The 13,487-nt window shown below is 73.2% G+C and carries 16 protein-coding genes and 1 pseudogene; 3 read left to right on the top strand and 14 right to left on the bottom strand.

The features are described from left to right. Positions 1–322 precede the first annotated feature (322 nt). Positions 323–1,054 (bottom strand): SAM-dependent methyltransferase, encoded by a 732-nt coding sequence (locus ACFY3L_RS17160; RefSeq protein WP_389324110.1) that lies wholly within the window; start codon positions 1,052–1,054, stop codon positions 323–325. A gap of 810 nt (positions 1,055–1,864) precedes the next feature. Between ACFY3L_RS17160 and ACFY3L_RS17165 the strand changes: the two genes are divergently transcribed. Continuing rightward, positions 1,865–2,098 carry a hypothetical protein gene (locus ACFY3L_RS17165; protein WP_389324113.1) on the top strand — a complete coding sequence of 78 codons (234 nt, stop codon included), beginning with the start codon at positions 1,865–1,867 and terminating at the stop codon, positions 2,096–2,098. Here ACFY3L_RS17165 and ACFY3L_RS17170 read toward each other — a convergent pair. Further along, the gene (locus ACFY3L_RS17170) at positions 2,095–2,538 is read right to left on the bottom strand and encodes an HIT family protein (protein WP_389324116.1); all 444 of its coding nucleotides are present in this window, start codon (positions 2,536–2,538) and stop codon (positions 2,095–2,097) included. The two genes, ACFY3L_RS17165 and ACFY3L_RS17170, sit on opposite strands and share 4 nt — an antisense overlap. Before the next feature lie 28 nt (positions 2,539–2,566). On the opposite strand from ACFY3L_RS17170, the gene ACFY3L_RS17175 reads away from it, so the two are divergent. Next, entirely contained in the window at positions 2,567–3,076 is a 510-nt protein-coding gene (locus ACFY3L_RS17175) for an O-acetyl-ADP-ribose deacetylase (protein WP_389324119.1), read from the top strand. A gap of 67 nt (positions 3,077–3,143) precedes the next feature. Then, positions 3,144–7,424, top strand: coding sequence for a fibronectin type III domain-containing protein (locus tag ACFY3L_RS17180; RefSeq protein WP_389324122.1), 4,281 nt, complete (start codon positions 3,144–3,146; stop codon positions 7,422–7,424). On the opposite strand, the gene ACFY3L_RS17185 is transcribed toward ACFY3L_RS17180, so the two are convergent. From ACFY3L_RS17185 to ACFY3L_RS17240, 12 genes and pseudogenes are all read right to left on the bottom strand, one after another. Next, positions 7,417–7,596, bottom strand: coding sequence for a hypothetical protein (locus ACFY3L_RS17185; protein ID WP_389324125.1), 180 nt, complete (start codon positions 7,594–7,596; stop codon positions 7,417–7,419). The genes ACFY3L_RS17180 and ACFY3L_RS17185 overlap by 8 nt on opposite strands. Before the next feature lie 63 nt (positions 7,597–7,659). Then, positions 7,660–7,950 (bottom strand): gas vesicle protein K, encoded by a 291-nt coding sequence (locus ACFY3L_RS17190; RefSeq protein WP_389324128.1) that lies wholly within the window; start codon positions 7,948–7,950, stop codon positions 7,660–7,662. Next, positions 7,947–8,147 (bottom strand): gas vesicle protein, encoded by a 201-nt coding sequence (locus ACFY3L_RS17195; RefSeq protein ID WP_389324131.1) that lies wholly within the window; start codon positions 8,145–8,147, stop codon positions 7,947–7,949. The genes ACFY3L_RS17190 and ACFY3L_RS17195 overlap by 4 nt, the downstream gene beginning before the upstream one ends. Next, on the bottom strand, positions 8,144–8,956 hold the full coding sequence (locus tag ACFY3L_RS17200) for a GvpL/GvpF family gas vesicle protein (RefSeq protein WP_389324134.1): 813 nt from the start codon (positions 8,954–8,956) through the stop codon (positions 8,144–8,146). Before ACFY3L_RS17200 ends, ACFY3L_RS17195 begins: the two co-directional genes overlap by 4 nt. Next, positions 8,953–9,429 carry a gas vesicle protein gene (locus ACFY3L_RS17205; protein WP_389324137.1) on the bottom strand — a complete coding sequence of 159 codons (477 nt, stop codon included), beginning with the start codon at positions 9,427–9,429 and terminating at the stop codon, positions 8,953–8,955. Before ACFY3L_RS17205 ends, ACFY3L_RS17200 begins: the two co-directional genes overlap by 4 nt. A gap of 1 nt (position 9,430) precedes the next feature. Next, on the bottom strand, positions 9,431–9,751 hold the full coding sequence (gene gvpO, locus ACFY3L_RS17210) for a gas vesicle protein GvpO (RefSeq protein ID WP_389324140.1): 321 nt from the start codon (positions 9,749–9,751) through the stop codon (positions 9,431–9,433). Between the two features lie 19 nt (positions 9,752–9,770). Then, a complete protein-coding gene (locus ACFY3L_RS17215; RefSeq protein WP_389324143.1) occupies positions 9,771–10,004 on the bottom strand; it encodes a gas vesicle protein GvpG in 234 nt (77 codons plus the stop codon). 3 nt (positions 10,005–10,007) lie between these two features. Next, positions 10,008–10,781 (bottom strand): GvpL/GvpF family gas vesicle protein, encoded by a 774-nt coding sequence (locus ACFY3L_RS17220; protein WP_389324146.1) that lies wholly within the window; start codon positions 10,779–10,781, stop codon positions 10,008–10,010. A 211-nt stretch (positions 10,782–10,992) separates the two neighbouring features. Continuing rightward, positions 10,993–11,181 (bottom strand): annotated as a pseudogene (gene gvpJ, locus ACFY3L_RS17225) (gas vesicle protein GvpJ); the annotation flags it as partial. Positions 11,182–11,187: 6 nt separating this feature from the next. After that, a complete protein-coding gene (locus ACFY3L_RS17230; protein ID WP_389324149.1) occupies positions 11,188–12,411 on the bottom strand; it encodes an SRPBCC family protein in 1,224 nt (407 codons plus the stop codon). Then, positions 12,408–12,986 carry a hypothetical protein gene (locus tag ACFY3L_RS17235; protein WP_389324152.1) on the bottom strand — a complete coding sequence of 193 codons (579 nt, stop codon included), beginning with the start codon at positions 12,984–12,986 and terminating at the stop codon, positions 12,408–12,410. The genes ACFY3L_RS17230 and ACFY3L_RS17235 overlap by 4 nt, the downstream gene beginning before the upstream one ends. Continuing rightward, positions 12,983–13,375: a hypothetical protein gene (locus ACFY3L_RS17240; RefSeq protein ID WP_389324155.1), complete on the bottom strand. Its 393-nt coding sequence runs from the start codon at positions 13,373–13,375 to the stop codon at positions 12,983–12,985. The genes ACFY3L_RS17235 and ACFY3L_RS17240 overlap by 4 nt, the downstream gene beginning before the upstream one ends. Positions 13,376–13,487 lie beyond the last annotated feature (112 nt).

The following is a 13,487-nucleotide window of genomic DNA, read 5'->3' on the forward strand; positions in this document are numbered from 1 at the left end:
TTGTACGGCTGCCGAGTTTGCAGGTTGTGTGCAGTCCTGCGACGCGACACGAGGCGTCGCGAGGCGCGGGGCGTCGCGCGGCGCGGGGCGTCGCGCGGCGCGGGGCTGGGGCGAGGCGCGGGGCGGGGGCGAGACACGGGACGCGGGACGCGGAGCACGGAGCGCGGGAGCACACGGCGCCGGGAGCACGGAGCACGGAAGCACGCGGCGTGGAGCGCGCGGCACGGAGCACGCGGCACGGAGCGCGCGGCACGGAGCACGCGGCACGGAGCACGCGGCACGGAGCACGCGGCACGGAGCACGCGGCACGGAGCACGCGGCGTCAGGGCTTGGTGGCGAGGCCGCCCCAGAAGGCGTCGGGGACCTGCTCGGGGTCGGCGTCGGGGCGCCACAGCGCGACGGGCACGATGCCGTCGGACGTGGTGCTCCAGCGGCCCAGGAGGTCGGCGAAGCGGTCCGGGGCGCGCATGTGGAAACCGGGGCCCATCATCGCCAGTGCCTGCGGAAACGCCTCGAGTTCGGTGCTGTCGAAGTCGAACGCGAGGCGGCTGCCGTCCGGGACGGCGTCGTGCATCGCGTCGAGGGCGCGGGCCAGGGTCGGGTCGTCGAGGAACGCGGCCAGGCCGAGGAACACCAGGCCGACCGGGCGGCCGTCGAGCACCCGGTCGCGGGCTTCGGGGTCGATGCCGGCCAGGTCCGTGGCGTCGCCGAGCGTGTAGCCGACGTCCGGGAGCCCGGCGACGAGCCTGCCGCCGGCGGCGACGATGTGCGGGTCGATGTCGGTGTAGAGGACGCGGGCGCCAGGGGCGTTCTCGTGGACGTTGCCCTGGGTGGGGATGCCGGCGCCGAAGACCAGGAAACGGTCGATGCCTTCGGCGGCCAGGTGGCGCACCGCCCGGCCGGAGAACGCGCGCAGCGAGCGGAAGATGTCGGCGCACGGCCCGTACGCCGACTCGAACGCCTGCGCGGCGGCGACGTCGACCGGCAGATGGTCACTGCCGCCGAGCCAGTAGTCGATCATGCGTGCGGTACTGGGGGCGTCCGGCTCCGTCATGCGCTCCAGCATGCCCCGCCCGGACCGGTCCGCGCGACAGTTCCCGGGCGCGTAGCGGCGCGGCATGGCGCGTAGCGGCGCGGCACGGCGCGTAGCGGCGCGGCACGGCGCGTAGCGGCGCGGCCTAACTCGTCACGACCCGGCGCGGCCCGCCCTAGCCCGGCGCGACCCTGCCCGGCGCGACCGGCGCGGCGCGACCGGCGCGGCGAGGGGGGCGCGGCGGCGGCAGGTCCTGCTCGGCGCGGCGCCGGCGGGGGCGCGGCTGGTGGCGGAGCCCGTCGCGGCGGCGCACCACTTCGCCGGCGTGGCGGGGCACCGGGTGCCCGTTGGCGGCACGGCGCTCGTGTACGACTTCGGCGCCGGCACGTTCGACGCGTCGGTGGTGCGACGCACGGAGGCAGCCGATCTCGTCGCTGGCGGCGGTGTTCCTGGCGGGCGGGTCGAGCCGGATGCCGGCCGTGGCGGCGGCCCTCGAGCAGGCGCTGGGGATCGCGCCGGTGGTGGTGGATCAGCCGGAGCCGGCGGTGGCGGAGGGCAGCCTGCGCGACTTCGACCAACCGGCCGCGACACCGGCGGCACCCGTACCGCCAGCCGAACACAGGCCGGGCACCCCGGCGGCACCCGCACCGCCGGCCGAACACAGGCCGGGCACCCCGGCAGCGCCCGTACCGCCGGCGGAACAAAGGCCCGGCGCACCTACAGCGGGCACAGCGACGACGCCCACACCGGGCGCACCGGCAGCGACCGGAGCGGCTGCTGGGTGGGCAGAGCAGCCCGCGGCCCAGACGTCCGGCGGTGCGGTGGCTACGGGTGTCCAGCCGGCACCCCCGGTACATCCGCGAAAACGTGAGCAAGGGCGGCTGCTGCTGGCCGCTGGCGCCGCGGTCCTGCTCCTGCTGGGTCATCGAGCGCAACGGGAAGCGCAACAACAGCGGCAAGGGCAGCCTCGCCGTGAAGCCGGAGCGGTACGTGTGCGAGGCGCAGAAGCTCATCCAGTACGGGCCCGGCGGCGACTACACCAACGAGCTCGACCGGATCGGCTAGGCCGCGAGGTGCGCGTGCAGTGCCGCCGCGAGCTCGTCCTGCCGCGGCTCGTCGACCCGCTCGGCCTCGGGCACGCCCAGGTAACCGAAGACGCGCGGGCCGCGGTGGTCGGCGGGCAGGTCGGGCATCCGCGGCACGATGTGGAAGTGGACGTGCGCGAAGCCCTCCTTCTCGGCGAACTGCACCACGTACGTCTTCACGCAGCCGGTCACCGCCGCCAGCGCCCGCGACAGCCGGACCTGCCAGACGCCGAGCGCGGCCGCCTCAGCGTCGGTCAGGTCGGCGATCGCCGTCACGTGCCGCCGCGGCACCAGCACCAGCCAGCCCGGCAGGCTCGTGTCGAAGCAGTGGGCGACCCGCCAGTGCTCGTCGCCGGCGAGCCGCTCCCGCAGCGGCAGCCCGGCGGCCCGGTCGTTCTGGCGGCACGAGAAGCAGTCCATCCGACGACCCTAGTGGAGAATGAGCGGCATGCGGATCGAGCTGGTCACGGGTGACATCACCGTCCAGGAGGTGGACGCGGTCGTCAACGCGGCGAACACGTCGCTGCTGGGCGGGGGCGGGGTGGACGGGGCCATCCACCGCAAGGGCGGGCCCGCGATCCTCGAGGAGTGCCGCGCGCTGCGGGCCAGCCGGTACGGGCGGGGGCTGCCGGTCGGGCAGGCGGTGGCGACGACCGCGGGGCGGCTCCCCGCCCGGTGGGTGATCCACACGGTCGGGCCGGTGTGGAGCGCCACCGAGGACCGGTCGGCGCTGCTGCGGGGCTGCTACGAGCGCTCGCTCGAGGTGGCCGGCGGGCTGGGCGCGACGTCGGTGACCTTCCCGTTGATCTCGTCCGGCGTGTACCGGTGGCCGAAGGAGGACGCCGTCGTGCAGGCGCTCGCCGGCATGCGCACGGCACCGGCCGGCGTCGAGCTGATCCGTCTCGTCCTGTTCGACGACGAGACGCGGCGGACCGCCGAACGGGTGCTGCAGGGCTGAGCGCCGGTTTGCCCCGCTTTGCTACCGCGGGGTAACCAAGGTATCCATGGGCCGCTATACATGCACCATGCGCGCCCGCCTCACTGTCCTGCTGCTGGTCGCAGCGCTGCTCATCGTGCTGCCCGACCGCACCCCCGCGTCCGCCGCGCCGCCCGCCGGCGGCATGACGGGCACCCAGCTGACCACCGCGTTCAACACCTACGGCGACACCGGCGGGAGGTGGACCGGGGCGGACAGCACGGCGTCGGTGCTGCTGCCCGACGGCCGGATCGTGTGGCTGTTCTCCGACACGCTCCTCGGCACCGTCAACGCCGACCACAGCCGGCCCCGCAGCTCGCCGTTCATCAACAACTCCATGGTGGTGCAGGACGGCACCGCGCTGACCACGACCCTGACCGGCGGGACCGCGAGCGCGCCGCAGGCGCTGCTGGCACCCACCGCCGACGGGCAGTTCTACTGGGTCGGCGACGGCGAGGTCGAAGGATCGAACCTGCGGGTGGTCTACAACCGGTACCGCCGCACCGGCACGGGCAGCCTCGACGTGGCGCTCAGCGGCACGGTGCTGGCGACGTTCGCGCTGCCGTCGCTCACGCTGACCGGGGTCGCCGACCTGACCCCCTCGGCCGGCAGCACCGTCGCCTGGGGCGCGCAGCTGGTGACGGACGGCGGCTTCACGTACATCTACGGCTCCGACTACGTGCCCGCCGACGGGATGCGCTTCGCCCGGCTCGCCAGGGTCCCGGCCGGCGGCCTGAGCGGCCCGTGGGAGTACTGGAACGGCACCGGCTGGTCGGCGACCGTGGCGAGCTCCGCTCGGCTGCCGCTGTCCGGCGTCGGCACCGCGTACGGCGTGCAGAAGCTCGGCGGCCAGTGGGTCCTCGTCACGGTCGAGAGCAACGTCGTGTTCAACTCCCAGGTCGTCGCCTACACGGCGAGCAACCCGTGGGGCCCGTTCAGCGGCCCGGTCGACCTGCTGACCGCGCCGGAGCCGAACCAGCAGGGGGTCATCGTCTACGACGCCCACGTGCACCCGGAGCTGGCGCCGTCCGGGAAGTTGCTGGTGTCGTACAACGTGAACTCCCTCAACGACGGGGACCTCTACGACGACGCCCGCATCTACCGCCCGCGCTTCGTGGACCTCGACTGGCCGCGGCCGGTGCCCGACCCGGCGACGGTCCCGGCCGCGCCGGCGTCGCTGACGGCGACCGCGTCCAGCGCCGGCACGGTCGCGCTGTCGTGGCCCGGCAGCAGTCCGTCCTATGTGGTCTACCAGCGTGACGTCACCGCCGGGCAGACCCACTTCGCGCGGGTCGGCCAGCCCACCACCGCGAGCACGACGCTCGGCGGGTTCAAGACCGCGCACACGTACGAGTTCAAGGTGGCCGCCCGCAACGCCAACGGCGAGGGGCCGGCGTCGCCGGTGCGCAGCGTGCTGATGACGATCGCGCCACCCGCCGCGCCGGCCGGGCTCACCGCCGCTCCGCAGAGCGACGGATCCGTGAACCTGGCCTGGTCGGCGGTGCCGAACGCGTGGCGCTACGACGTGTCCCGCCGCGACCTGACCGCCGGCGAGACCGAGTACGTCGAGGTGAGCGACCCGACCCCGGCCGACACGACGGCGACCGTCGCGTGGCTGACCAACGACCACCAGTACGAGTTCGTGGTCACGGCCTCGCACGGCGGCGGGAAGTCCCCGTACTCCGCGCCGGCCAAGGCGACCGTGCACTACACCGTGCCGGCCGCGCCGACGAACCTGACCGCCACGGCGCAGAGCGACGGCACCATCAAGCTCGACTGGAGCAGCACCGCGAGCAACGTGTACTTCTGGGTGTACCAGCGGGACGTGACCAACGGCGAGGCCGAGTTCACGAAGCTGCCGCTGCCGACGACCGCGCTCACCCTGACCGCCGGGTACCTCGCGCACAACCACCGCTACGAGTTCAAGATCGTCGCGAACAACCTCGGGGGCGACTCGCCGCCGTCGAACCTGGCCCAGGCGACCGCCGTCTACCCGGCCCCGGCCGCGCCCGCGAACCTGCGCGCGGTCGCCGGCAACGGGCAGGTGCAGCTGACGTGGGACACCAGCCCCACGCCGGACGTGTGGTACTGGGTGTACCAGCGCGACGTGACCGCCGGTCAGGCCACCTTCCAGCAGCTGCCGATCCCGATCTCGACGTGCTGCACCATGACCGCCGGGTATCTGGTCAACGGCCACCAGTACGAGTTCAAGGTGACCTCGGTGGCGGCCGGCGGCGAGTCGGGGCCGACGAACCTGGTGCGGGCCACGCCGAATGTGCCGCTGCCGGCGCAGGTGACCGGGGTGACCGCGACGACCCGCAGCGACGGCCAGATCGGCCTGTCGTGGGCGTCGGCCGGGCCCGACCTGTACTACTGGATCGCGATGCGGGACGTGACCGCCGGCGGCGCGATGACCCGCCTGTCGCTGCCGACGACCGCGTTGTCGTTCACCGCCGGGTACCTCACCCACAACCACGTCTACGAGTTCACGGTGACCGCGGCGAACTCCGCCGGCGAGGGCCCGGTGTCCGCGGCGGTCCGTGCCACCGCACGGTTCTCGCCGCCGCCGGCGCCGACCGGGTTGAAGGCGGTCGCGGCCGGTGACGGCACGATCGACCTCGACTGGGACGCGCCCGCGCCGAGCCTGTACTACTGGGTGTACTACCGGGACGTGACCGCCGGCGCCGCGTTCGCCAAGTCGGGCCTGCCGACCGACAAGACGTCGGCGTCGTGGGGCCCGCTGGTCAACGGGCACGTGTACGAGTTCAAGGTCACCGGCGAGAACCAGGGCGGCGAGGGCCCGGCGTCCGCGACCGCGCGGGCCACCTCGACCGGCGGGCTGCCGAAGGCCCCGAGCGGGCTGAGCGCGACCGCCGGGGATGGGCAGGTGACGCTGCGCTGGACGGCTTCGAGCACCGCGAACGTCTACTACTGGGTCGAGTACCGCCCCGCCGGCGGCACCTGGCAGCGCCTGCAGTACCCGGTGACGACGTGCTGCGCGTACACCGTCTCGCTGCTCGCCAACGGCACGACCTACGAGTTCCGGGTCCGGGCCAACAACGTCTCCGGTGACAGCCCGGCGTCCAATGTGGCCAGTGCCCGGCCGCTGCCGCCGTTCCCGGCCGCGCCGACCGGGCTGACGGCGGCGGTCGGCGACGGGCAGATCACGCTGCGCTGGACGGCTTCGAGCACGCCGGACGTCTACTACTGGGTCGAGTACCGGCCGGCCGGCGGCACCTGGCAGCGCCTGGAGTACCCGCTGTCGACGTGCTGCACGTTCACGGTGACGTACCTGACGAACGGCACGTACTACGAGTTCCGGCTGCGGGCCACGAACCTCGCCGGTGACTCGGCGCCGTCGGTGGCCGCGGGCGCCCGCCCGATGCCGCCGCTGCCGACCGCGCCGGGTGGGCTTTCGGCGGCGGCGCAGGGCGACACCGCGGTGCGCCTGACGTGGACCGCGTCGAGTCCGTCCAATGTGTACTACTGGATCTACTACCGCTACACCGGGACGGCGGCGTGGACCCGGGCCGCGTACCCGGTGACGACGTGCTGCGCGTTCACGATGAGCCTGCTGACGCCGGGCCGCGGCTACGAGTTCATGCTGCGGGCGGAGAACCTGTCCGGGCTCAGCGGCAACTCCAACGTGGCCTCGGCGACGCTGACCATCATCACGCCGGGTACGCCCGGCGGTGTGCGGGCGTACCCGACGTCGACCAGCACCTCGGTGTCGACGGTGACGGTGGCCTGGAGCGCGGCCGCGAACGCGACCGGGTACTCCATCGAGGCCCGGGCGTGCCGGGGCGGCGGCTGGCAGACCATCAAGATGATGATCACCGGCACGTCGACGACGGTGAGTTACACGACGGGCTGCTACGAGTACCGGGTCGTGGCGGACCGGTTCGGCAAGTACGGCGGCCGCAGCGGCTCGGTGATCGCGTTCGGGCCGGTCGACGACTACCCGTGGGCCGACTACTGGTTCCCGAAGCTGGACCCGTACGAGTTCGTCAAGAACCAGTGCACGTCGTTCGTGGCCTCACGGGTCGACAAGTACTACTCCCGCAAGCCGCCGAACTTCAACGGCCTGAACTACTGGAACGCCAAGAACTGGGACGAGGCGACGGCGAAGTACGGCGGCGCGATCAGCCACACCGCGGCGCCGGGCGCGGTCGCGCAGTGGAACGGCGGCCAGTACGGGCACGTGGCCTGGGTGTCCGGTGTGGACGGTGGGATGGTGTTCCTCGAGGAGTACAACTTCAACAACCCGGAGGCGTACGGCCGCCGCTGGGTGTCGGCGTCCTCCGTGGACAACTTCCTGATCGTCAACTGACACCCTGCCGGGCCGGGCCGCTTCCCGCGGGCCGGCCCGGCCGCACGATGCCGTGCCGGATCAGGCTTTCGGCCATCTCCACGATGGACTCCTTCGCGGGGCGTGCCGTCCAGCCGAGCTCGGCGGCGCCTTGGGCGCTGCTGACGAGGGCCGGCACGCTGACCGCGCGCATCACCGCCCTGCTGGAGTCGCTCCTGACCGGAAGCGCAGCCCGGAAGCCGGGCGCACGCACCGGTCAGTCGCGGGGCAGCAGCGGGCCGAGCGGGCCGAGGTCGATGTTGAGGTCCTCGGGGCGCAGGCCGAAGTGCTCGCGGAGCTCGGTCATGCGTTCCTCGAGCGCCATGAGTGTGAGCCCGATCCGCTCGACCTGCTCCGCGGTGAGGTCCCCCTCGTCGACGCGGCGCAGCGCCTGCCGCTCGACGAGCTGCCGCAGCAGTTCCACGACGGTGAGGACGAGTGAGGCGAAGCCTCGCTCGACGGAGTCCCGGTCGAGGTCGAGCCGCGTGTCCCGCGGAAGCTTGTTCACCGCGGCCCGCCCCCGCCCGGGTCCGTGCCGCCGGACGCGGTCGAGACCGACGCGACCAGGGCGCGCAGGGACACCCGGACCAGGTCGACCTCGGCGATGGAGATCGTGACGTCCCCGGCGATGACCACCCCGGTGCTCAGCACCCGGTCGAGCAGGTCGACGAGGGCGATCTCGCGCGAGTAGACGTCCTGGCTCACGCGGGTCCGCCGGCGTGCACTGCACCGCCATCGGGCAGGCGGTCCGGGTCCGATGGTTCCATGCCGAGCGCGGGCACGAACGAGTACGGCGGCCACGGCCCCGTGAGCCGCAGCGTGATCGTGGGGTACTCGGCGGCGAGGGCGTCGACGGCGGCCGCGAACGCCTCGGCCCGCGCGTCGGGCACCAGGTATGCGCCGTTGAGCACCATCGCCTCCGGCTCACCGGTCAGCCGCCGGTCCTGAGGTGCGTGCCGGCGCGCACCGTCCGCCTGGTGGGCCAGCGCGGCGTGGGCCGCGTCCGCGTCGCGGACCGCCTCGTCGTGGCGCCGTTCACGGGCGGACAGTTCGGCGCGGCGGCGCTGCAGGTACGCGGCCCCCGGGCCGCCCGCCCTGGTCTCAGGAACGGACACCGGGCCGCCGCGCACGTACCCCTTGACGCCCCACTCGGTCCGCCCGGCCACGCGGTCCAGCGCATCGGTGAGCCCGGCGGCGTACCGGCCGAGGGACGCGGTGAGGCGGGACTCGTCGCTGTACACCGTGGCGAGCCCCGCGGGCACGACCGGGCCGGCCGAGGCGAGCGCCGCCACGACCCGGTGATGCTCGACGGCGCTCCGCGCCACCCACTCCGGATCCTCCAGGTGCGCCTGAAGGGCCTCGGCATCGGACAGCCCGGCCGGTGCGGGGCTGACGAAGGCCTGGAGGCCCGCGGCGTCGACCGCGCGGACCGGCGCGTCACCGATGCCGGCGACCGCGACGGGCACCGGGTCGCGTGCGACGGCGTACAACCACAGCATCCATTCCTCACTCACCGCTCATCCCCGCGCCGGCGGACACGTGGACGCGCGTCCGGGTCCGCCGGATACCGGCTGTGCTCGGCCGCCTGGTGCGCGAACTCCGCATCGGACCGGGCTGAACGCCGGTCGCCGCCCGCCTCGACCGCCGGCCGTGCCGGCCGGCGCCCGAGCTCCTCGGGCGCGGTGTCGTCGCGTTCGAGCTCTTCGCGGCCCGCGTCGCCGCGCTCGACCGCCCGGCGGCTCGACGACGACAGCCACGGGTCGGTCTCCCACCAGTCGATGCCGAGCTGCCGTGCCGTGTCCACGGAGGCGATGATCAGCCGCAGCTTGAGGGTGAGCAGCTCGATGTCGAGCAGGTTGACCTGGATGTCGCCGGCGATCACCAGACCCCGGTCCAGGACCCGCTCGAGGATGTCGGCGAGGTTCGTCGGCTGGTGCCCGGTGCCGAGTGCGGGGGCGGGGCCCGGCCCCTGTGACGAGGCGACCATGTCAGTGCACCTTCGCATCGGTGCTGCCGCGCAGGTACCGGCGGTCGCGGTGGCATGCCAGCAGCTCACCGTCGTCGTCGAGCTCGACGAGGTACAGCCCGAGCATGTCGGCCGAGGACGGGATGCGACGCTCCTCGACGACCTCGACGCCGACGATCCAGCCGCCGTCCTCGGCCGGTTCGACGGACACGATGCCCAGCGTCTCCTTGCCGGTCAGCTGGCCGACCTCGTCGATCGCGAGATGGGCGATGGAGGCGGCCGGAAGCGGCTCGGGACGGGCCGTCTCCCGCCGCTCACGCGGTTCGGTGCTCGAGGGTGTCATGCTTCCGCCTTCCGGTCGTTCAGCCAGTCGACCGGGAAGCGACCCGGTCGAGGATCATCTGCTCGGCGTCGTGCCGCTCGTCCTCGCTCATCTCTCCGCGGGCCACCGCGTCGTCCAGCGCCTCCAGCTGCCGGCGCAGGCCCTGCGGGCTGTACAGCTCCTGCTCCGCCTGCTCCAGCAGCATCTCCGCGATGGCCGTGACCGCTCGCACCGGCGCGAGCGGCAGCGTGAGGATCGTGCCGAGCAGACCCATGGTTCAGCCGTCCGGTCCCGCGTCGAGCCGGGTGACGAAGTCGTAGGGTGCCCCCGGGCCGAGCCTGCGCAGCTCGACCCGCCCGCTCCACCCGTCGGCGAGCTCGGCGAGCGCCGCGTCGAACTCGGCGCGGCGCTCCTGTTCGACCAGCACCGGCAGGTGCACGGCCTCCAGCTCGTGGGTCGGCGCGGCCACGACGAGGTCCTCCACGACCTTGCCGAGCCGGTCGACGGCGGTCCGGGTGTCGGCCTGCCGCATCGCCTCGATCGCGCCGTTGATGCGCTCGCCCAAGGCCATGCGCTGCTGCGTGGTCTCCTGCTCCGGCCGGCCCTGGATGTATTCGCGCAACTGGCGAGCGTCGGAATCCGTCTCGAGGATCTCGGCGAGCACGGTGTTCTCGATGTACCGGCCGCGCACCACGTACTGCACGCGGCCCTCGAGCCGGTCGAGCAGCGGAGCGATCGTGTCGTGCTGGTCGGCCAGGAGCTGCCGCACCGCCTCCGCATCGCGCAGCACCGTGCCGAAGCGGACTGGGAGCACCGGCGCCACGGCCGCGGTGCCGTCCAGCAGCCGCTGGTAGGCGGTCAGGTCGTCGGGCCGGCCGAGCGGGCGGTCGAGGGGGACCTCACTCACCAGTGCGGCCAGATCGTCCTCGGTCACCGTGGTGACGTCGCCCGGCGGGTTGCCCACGCCCTGGGCGCTGCCGGTCGGCTCGACGTCCGATGGCACCACGCCATAGAGCATCGTGCCGACCTGTGCGGTGGTGTCGGTGGCCACGTCAGTCTCCTCTGCGTCGCCGCTGCCGGTCGCGGTCTTCCTCGCCCGGGCCGGCGAGTTGCTCCAACACATCGCCCGCCTTGGACAGGATCTTCTCGCCGGCGCCTTCGATCGCGCGCCGTCCGGCGTGCCCGGCCATCGCGCCCTTGGCGCCGCCGACCATGTCGGACAGGCCGCTGCCTTCCTGCTGCTTCAGGTCCAGCCGGTTGGCTGCCTCCGCGAACCGGAGATATGTGTCGACGCTGGCGACGACGACCCGCGCGTTGATGGTCAGGATCTCGATGCCGACCACCGCGACGCTGACGTGCGCGTCGATCACCAGGCCCTTGTCGAGAATGGTGTCGATCACGTCGGCGAGCGACGAGGACTGCCCGCCGCCGCCGGCCTGCACGACCGACATGCTCGTTCACCCCCTCGTGGTGCTGCGCTTGCGGCGGTCTCCGGGGTCGGGGCCGCGGCGGTCGCGGGTCTCGGTGCCGGCCCGGCGCGGCGTGGCAGGCTGCCGGCGGCGCGCCGGCGGCGCCTCGCCCTCGTCCTCGTCGCGCTCGCCTTCGTCGCCTTCGCCCTCGTCGCGCTCGGCCTCGCGCTCGCCCTCGCCTTCTTCGCCCTCGCCTTCTTCGCCCTCGCCTTCTTCGCCCTCGCCTTCTTCGCCCTCGCCTTCCTCGGGCTCGCCTTCTTCGCCCTCGCCTTCCTCGGGCTCGCCTTCTTCGGCGGCGCGCTCGCCCTGCTCACCGGTGTCCTCCGGCTGCTGGCCCTGCTGCTCCTGCTCCTCGCGTTCGCGCTCCTGCTGCATGGCGGTCTCGTGGTCCAGCTCCACCTGGCCGTCGCGGATGACGCCGCGCCAGCCTTCGATCTCGTCGGGGTTCAGGATCGACTGCGTCATCGTGTGCCGCACGTAGTGCTTGAACTCCAGCCGGGCCCGCCGTCCCTGCGCACGCCACAGGTTGCCGGTGCGCTCGAAGAGCCCCTTCGGGTAGTACTCGAGGATGAGCACGATCCGGGTCAGGGTCGGCGTGACGGCGTGGAACGACACGGCGCCGTTGACGTAACCCTTGGCGCCCTTGGACCGCCAGACGATGCGCTCGTCGGGCACCTGCAGCACGATGTCGGACTCCCAGTCACGGTGCGACCAGAAGATCTGCGCCCGCCAACGCAGCTTCTCCTCGGCCTCCCGATCGACCTTCTCGACCTTCTTCATGAACTTCGGGAACTCGTCGAACGACGTCCACTGGTTGTAGGCGACCTTGAGCGGCACGCCGACGTCGGCCCACTCGACGATGTTGGTGACCTTCAGCTTGCGGGTCGCGCTGCGCCCGCCACCGAACCACTTCTTGATCTTCGACCAGCCACCGGCCAGGCCGCCCTTCGTCGCCGCCTTCATCGGCGAGCTCCCCCCGGCGAGCTCCTCGGCGCCTTTCGCCGCGGCCACCAACTTCGGGCTGCCGCTGCGCTCGGCGTACTCGTTGAGCCGGCCGGTGAGGTCGCCGATCTTGCCCTCGACCCGGTCCTGCACGGCCGTAAGGGCGCGGCGGCCCAGCGCGCCGGCGAAGTTCTGCAGCTCCTGGACCAGCAGCTTGGACAGACGATCGCCGATCCCGCTGCTGGATGCGCTGCGCGCGTCGCTGGTCATCGTCGTGCCGTAACGCGCCGGCGGCGGACCGGCGGCTCGGGTTCGGATTCGGGCTCGGGCTCCTCGTCGGTGTCCTCGTCACCGGTGGCCTCGTCACGCTCCTGGCGCGGGCGGGATCGGCGGCGGGCCGCCGGACGCGGCGGGGGCGCCTCCTCGGGCTCCTCCGGCTCCTCGGCCTCCTCGAACTCCTCGTCCTCGTAGTCGGCGTCGTAGTCCTCGTCACGGCCGCGGTCTTCGTCGCGGCGAGCGCCGCGCCGACCCACCGAACCCACCGAACGCAGCGCTTCGCTGCGGTCCCGGAGCCGGTCACTGACGGACTCGATGCGCTGCGACACGGCGGTGCGGGCGGCCGCGCGACCGGCGTCGACGAGCGGGCGGGCAAGACCGGACAGGTGGCCGATCGTCGGTGAGCCGCCGGCGAGCTTCCGCCCTTGGGCCAGCAGGTCGGCCGGGTTGCCGCTGACGCGCCCAGCCGCCGCGGCCGCGCCGAGCAGCATCGCCATGCGCAGCTTCCGCCGCCGGCCCAGGATGTAACCGACCATGATCGCCAGCGTGATCTGCAATGCTCGTTTCATGATGCGACCCTTCGGGCGCCGTCGCGGGTAGTCGCGCCCTGCGGGCGCCCTACCCCGATCTCGGGCGGCAAACCTGCCCACACCGATTCGCTCGGAATCGTCCGCGCCGCCCGCCGCCGACGCTCGCTGGTGCGGCCGCACCCGCGAGCGCAGCCGCCCCCGCCCGGTGGAAGGGCATCCGGCTCGTGCACCCCGCCGGCGAGCGCGTCCTGGTTGTAGCCGAGGTCGTCGCGGGAGTTGATGTCGGTCCAGCCGGTGTTGTACGGAACCGGCGAGCCGCTGGAGAAGTACGCCTGCGGGCGGAACGCATTGTGGACGAACACCCCGTCCCATTCCTGCGGGTGGACGTACTGCGCGACGTCGTCGGGCACGTTGCCCGGCTCGACCAACAGCCCCTGGTAGCAGTCGGGCCGGGCACCTGCGACACCGGCTTGACGATCATCAGGAAGCGGAGCGTGACGGCGGGAGCTGCGGCGGCATCGCCGCCGGGCCGCCGTACGC

It is taken from the genome of Dactylosporangium sp. NPDC000521 (assembly GCF_042898305.1).
Classification (GTDB): domain Bacteria; phylum Actinomycetota; class Actinomycetes; order Mycobacteriales; family Micromonosporaceae; genus Dactylosporangium.

What these genes read in the sequence shown, in the direction of transcription:
- ACFY3L_RS17160 (WP_389324110.1), bottom strand. Translation starts at nt 1,054, where the DNA reads ATGACGGAGCCGGACGCCCCCAGTACCGCACGCATGATCGACTACTGG.
- ACFY3L_RS17170 (WP_389324116.1), bottom strand. Translation starts at nt 2,538, where the DNA reads ATGGACTGCTTCTCGTGCCGCCAGAACGACCGGGCCGCCGGGCTGCCG.
- ACFY3L_RS17175 (WP_389324119.1), top strand. Translation starts at nt 2,567, where the DNA reads ATGCGGATCGAGCTGGTCACGGGTGACATCACCGTCCAGGAGGTGGAC.
- ACFY3L_RS17180 (WP_389324122.1), top strand. Translation starts at nt 3,144, where the DNA reads ATGCGCGCCCGCCTCACTGTCCTGCTGCTGGTCGCAGCGCTGCTCATC.
- ACFY3L_RS17185 (WP_389324125.1), bottom strand. Translation starts at nt 7,596, where the DNA reads ATGCGCGCGGTCAGCGTGCCGGCCCTCGTCAGCAGCGCCCAAGGCGCC.
- ACFY3L_RS17205 (WP_389324137.1), bottom strand. Translation starts at nt 9,429, where the DNA reads ATGGTCGCCTCGTCACAGGGGCCGGGCCCCGCCCCCGCACTCGGCACC.
- gvpO (WP_389324140.1), bottom strand. Translation starts at nt 9,751, where the DNA reads ATGACACCCTCGAGCACCGAACCGCGTGAGCGGCGGGAGACGGCCCGT.
- ACFY3L_RS17215 (WP_389324143.1), bottom strand. Translation starts at nt 10,004, where the DNA reads ATGGGTCTGCTCGGCACGATCCTCACGCTGCCGCTCGCGCCGGTGCGA.
- ACFY3L_RS17230 (WP_389324149.1), bottom strand. Translation starts at nt 12,411, where the DNA reads ATGACCAGCGACGCGCGCAGCGCATCCAGCAGCGGGATCGGCGATCGT.
- ACFY3L_RS17235 (WP_389324152.1), bottom strand. Translation starts at nt 12,986, where the DNA reads ATGAAACGAGCATTGCAGATCACGCTGGCGATCATGGTCGGTTACATC.